This is a genomic window from Desertihabitans aurantiacus, assembly GCF_003344635.1.
In the GTDB taxonomy this organism is placed as follows: domain Bacteria; phylum Actinomycetota; class Actinomycetes; order Propionibacteriales; family Propionibacteriaceae; genus Desertihabitans; species Desertihabitans aurantiacus.
The window spans coordinates 1-4,239 of the sequence record NZ_QPKK01000299.1; the positions used below are offsets into that span (position 1 = coordinate 1).

Below are 4,239 nucleotides of genomic sequence, written 5' to 3' on the forward strand. Positions count from 1 at the left end.
CGGCGCGAGGACGACGAGCCGGCGCCCGCCGGCCCGCTGGTGCTCGCCACCCTGTGCCCCGAGGGCCACCCGAACCCGCCCGACGCCCCGGTCTGCCGGCGCTGCGGGGAACGCGTGCCGAACCAGCAGCCGCGGCTGCTCCCGCGCCCGGTGCAGCTGGTGGTGCACCCGCCCGAGGGCCGGCCGGTCGAGGTCGACCGGGTCATCCTGGTGGGACGCTCCCCGTCGGCCGCCCGGGGCCCCGGCGACGCCCGGCTGCTGACCGTCCCCAGCCCGCACTCCGACATCTCCCGCACCCACCTGCAGCTGGCGCCGGAGGGCTGGGACGTCACCGTCACCGACCTGCACTCCACCAACGGGACCACGCTCGCCCGGCCCGGCGAGAGCCCCCGCCGGCTCACCCCGGGCGAGCCCGTGGTCGTCCAGCCGGGGTGGCAGCTGCACCTGGGCGACGGGGTCACCCTCACCCTGGGCAGCAGCTCCTGAGGGCCCTCGACCGGGGGGAGGGACCATGACCAACAGGGGTGCCAGCACCACTGCGCCCGCGTCCCCGCGGGCCCAGCCTGGAGGCATGGCACTGCGAGCGAAGCTGACCCTGACGAGCCTGGTGCTCGTCGTCCTCACCATGATCGGGCTGGTCCCGTTCATCCTCGTCGTCACCGCCCTCCCGCTGTTCGTGGTCTGGCTGGGCGTGCCGATGTTCATCGGGGCCCTCCTGCTGCTGCGGCTGTGGTGCGACGGCGCCCGCTGGCTGGCCGGCAGCATCGGCGGCAACCGCGTCCCCCGCCCCTACCGTCCGCTACCGCGCGGACGCGGTCCCGCCGCCATGTTCAGCTGGCTGCGGGTGCTGCTGACCGATCCCGCCACCTGGCGCGACCTGCTGTGGGTGCTGGTGTCGTGCACCGTCGGGTTCACCCTGGCCACCCTCGTCCTCACCCTGTTCGGCGCCGCGCTGTTCTACCTGGCGATGCCGCTGCTGCTGGCGGTCACCCCGCCCGGGATCTTCAACGACCCGCTGGGTCCGCTGGTGGTCCTCGACCACTGGACCGAGGGCTTCTGGATGTGGCCGGTCGCCGGGCTGGTGGTCCTGCTCTGGTGGGTCACCACCCCCGGCCTGATGACCGGGTGGGCGGTGATGACCCGGGCGCTGCTCGGCCCCACCCGCTCGAGCCGGCTGCAGGGCCGGGTGGACTCGCTGAGCACCTCCCGCGCCGAGACCCGGGACGCCGCCGCGGCCGAGCTGCGCCGGATCGAGCGTGACCTGCACGACGGCGTGCAGGTGCGGCTGGCCTCGCTGGGGATGAACCTCGGGCTGGTCGAGCAGCTGATCCGCACCGACCCGGAGCGGGCCCGTGCGCTGCTGGCCTCGGCCTCGGAGGCCACCACCTCGACCATGCAGGAGCTGCGCGCGCTGGTCCGGGGCATCCACCCGCCGGTGCTGGCCGACCGCGGGCTGGTCGGTGCCGTCCGCAGCCTGGTGCTCGACACCGCCGTGCCGACCACGCTGACCGTGCACGGCTTCGACGATCCGGCCGACGCGGACGGCGGCCGGCCGCGACGGCTGGAGGCGCCGGTCGAGACCTGCCTCTACTTCGGGGTGGCCGAGGCGCTGGCCAACGTCGTCAAGCACTCCGGGGCCACCCGGGCGGGCGTCGAGCTCACCCTGCGCGACGGCTCGGTGAGCGCCTCGGTGACCGACGACGGCCACGGCGGCGCGACCGTCGGGGCGGGCAGCGGGCTGGCCGGCATCGAACGCCGGCTGCGGGCCTTCGACGGTAGCCTCCACCTCGCCAGCCCGGTCGGCGGGCCCACCACCGTGACCCTGGAGATGCCGTGCGAGCCCTCGTCGCCGAAGACCACACCCTCCTCCGAGAAGGTCTGATCCAGCTCCTCGAGCTCAATGGGATCACGGTCACCGCGGCGGTCGCCGACGAGCCGCACCTGCGCCAGGCGCTGCGACGCGACGACTTCGACATCGCCGTGCTGGACGTCCGGCTGCCGCCCACCGGGACCGACGAGGGCCTGCGGGCGGCGCTGGAGATCCGCACCGAGCGGCCGGGGCTGCCGGTGCTGGTGCTGTCGCAGTACGTCGAGCAGCTCTACGCCCGCGAGCTGCTGGCCTCGGCCGAGGGCGGCGTCGGCTACCTGCTGAAGGACCGGGTGAACCGGGTCGCCGACTTCGTCGACGCCGTCCGCCGGGTGGCCGCCGGGGGGACGGTGATGGACCCGGAGGTGGTCTCCCGGCTGCTCGGCCGCCGCGAGGACGTGCTCACCACGCTCACCCCGCGGGAGCGGGAGACCCTGCAGCTGATGGCCAGCGGACGCTCCAACGCCGCGATCGCCGCGCAGATGGTGGTCACCGAGTCCGCCGTCGGCAAGAACATCGCCGCCGTCTTCGCCAAGCTCGGGCTGGAGGTCTCCGGCGACGACCACCGTCGCGTGCTCGCCGTCCTCACCTACCTCCAGCAGTCCTGAGCGCCGCCCGTCCCCGGCCCGCCACCCGTCCCGGGCCCGCCACTGTGGCCGAACCGGCGGAATGCCGGCCCCCGGACCGACGGTTGAGCCACACTCGCGGCGGGTGGGTCAGGGGCAGACGCCGACGATCGCGTACAGCTGGCGGAGGTGGCGGTCGGCCTCGACGACGCGGAAACCGGCGTCGCTGAGCAGGCGTGGCAGCCGGCTGCCGGCACGCGGGGACGTCCGGCCGCTGCGACGGCGACGCCACCAGGCCAGCGGTCCGTGCCGGTGCCCGGAGGCGTCATCACCGCCGGGCCCGTGCGCCTCGGCCGGCGGGCGGGCCATCTCGACCACCAGCAGCCGCCCACCGGGGCGCAGCACCCGGGCCACCTCGGCCAGCACCCGCGGGTGGTCGGCCTCGGGGACGTGGTGCAGCACGAGGCTGGAGGCGACGACGTCGACGGAGGCGTCGGGCAGGTCGAGCCGGGTGGCGCTGCCGACGTGGAACTCCGCCCCGGGCAGCAGCCGGCGGCAGTGCTCGACCATCTCCGGCGACGGGTCCACCCCGACCAGGTCGCGGTCGGTGCCGAGCAGCTCGGCGAAGGCCCGGCTGAGCGCCCCGCTGCCGCAGCCGAGGTCGAGCACCCGCTCACCCGGGCGGGGTGCGGCCAGCCCGGCCAGCCGCCGGTACAGCCGGTCGCGCTGGCCGAGGAAGCCGACCCGGGTGCTGAGGTCGTACAGCCGGGGCCGGCCGAACTCGTGCCGGTGCTGGTGCGCGTGGTCGTGCGCCGGCCGCTCGTGGCCGTCGGGAGGGTGCGGGGTCATCGCCTCTCCTGTCGTCGCCGTCGCGCCCACGGTGCCAGGCGGCCCGCCCGCGCCCGGGTGCGGGTCCGGTCCGACCTGGGCCGGCGGGACGACGGGACCCCCCTGACCAGGCACGGTTGGCGAGTGGTCGGCGTTAGGCGATCATGGGGCGCGGACCCGAGCGAACGGGCGAACTCCAGGAACGCCGGTGAGCAGTCGAGGAGGAGCGGAACGATGATGACCAGCCACGGACCCCTCCCGCAGGACGCCCGGTGAGCGCTGAGGGATCACCGGGCGGCCAGGTGCTGCCCCCCGGCGTGCAGACCGGGCCGCTGGGGCGCCGCCTGGCCGCCGCGGTGCTCGACTGGGGCGTCCCGGTGCTGGTGCAGCTCGCCTTCGTGCTGGCGGTGACGCTGTGGGTGCAGGCCGCCGTGGTCTTCCTCGTGCTCGCCACCACCGCCGGCCTGCTCACGCTCGCCTGGGGTCTGGTGGTCTGGTACATGCTCGCCGTCACCGCGGCCAGCCCCGGCATGCGGCTGGCGCGGCTGCAGCTGGTCGGCCTGCACGACGGCCGACCGGTCGGGTGGCTCCGGGTGCTCGGGCGCCAGGCCGTGCTCGGCGTCCTCGGGGCCACCGTGGTCGGCCTGGTGCTGCTGGCGGTCTTCCTGGTCAGGGACGCCCGTCGCCAGGGCTGGCACGACCGGCTCGTCTCCTCGGTGGTGATCCGCGAACGCACCGCACCGCGTCCGCCGGTGGGCCGGCGCCAGGCCACGGAGCCGGCCGACCGGTCGACCGGTGAGCCGGGACCTCCGGGTGCTGCGGCCACACCGTCGGCGCCGGCTCCCGTCGTCTCGGCGGCCTCGGCCACCTCCGCGACGTCGGCCACCTCCGCGACGTCGGCCAGCTCCGCGACGTCGGCCAGCTCCGCGACGTCGGCCAGCTCCGCCGCGTCGGCGTCGCCCGTCGCCGGTGCGCCCG

General features: G+C 75.8%; 5 protein-coding genes. 4 read left to right on the forward strand and 1 reads right to left on the reverse strand.

All coding sequences use genetic code 11. From position 1 onward, the window contains the following. The 3 genes from DVA66_RS17650 to DVA66_RS17660 all read left to right on the forward strand — a co-directional run. On the forward strand, positions 1-486 hold a 486-nt coding region (locus DVA66_RS17650; RefSeq protein ID WP_157974093.1), incomplete at its 5' end, for an FHA domain-containing protein. A gap of 85 nt (positions 487-571) precedes the next feature. After that, positions 572-1,882, forward strand: coding sequence for a sensor histidine kinase (locus DVA66_RS17655; protein WP_198671907.1), 1,311 nt, complete (start codon positions 572-574; stop codon positions 1,880-1,882). After that, complete coding sequence (locus DVA66_RS17660) at positions 1,834-2,475, forward strand: response regulator transcription factor (protein WP_114561231.1); 642 nt, start codon at positions 1,834-1,836, stop codon at positions 2,473-2,475. The genes DVA66_RS17655 and DVA66_RS17660 overlap by 49 nt, the downstream gene beginning before the upstream one ends. 108 nt (positions 2,476-2,583) lie before the next feature. On the opposite strand, the gene DVA66_RS17665 is transcribed toward DVA66_RS17660, so the two are convergent. Then, complete coding sequence (locus tag DVA66_RS17665; RefSeq protein ID WP_114561232.1) at positions 2,584-3,282, reverse strand: class I SAM-dependent methyltransferase; 699 nt, start codon at positions 3,280-3,282, stop codon at positions 2,584-2,586. Between the two features lie 251 nt (positions 3,283-3,533). On the opposite strand from DVA66_RS17665, the gene DVA66_RS21045 reads away from it, so the two are divergent. Next, positions 3,534-4,239 (forward strand): RDD family protein (locus tag DVA66_RS21045; protein WP_198671908.1); only part of this gene is annotated, 706 nt, incomplete at its 3' end.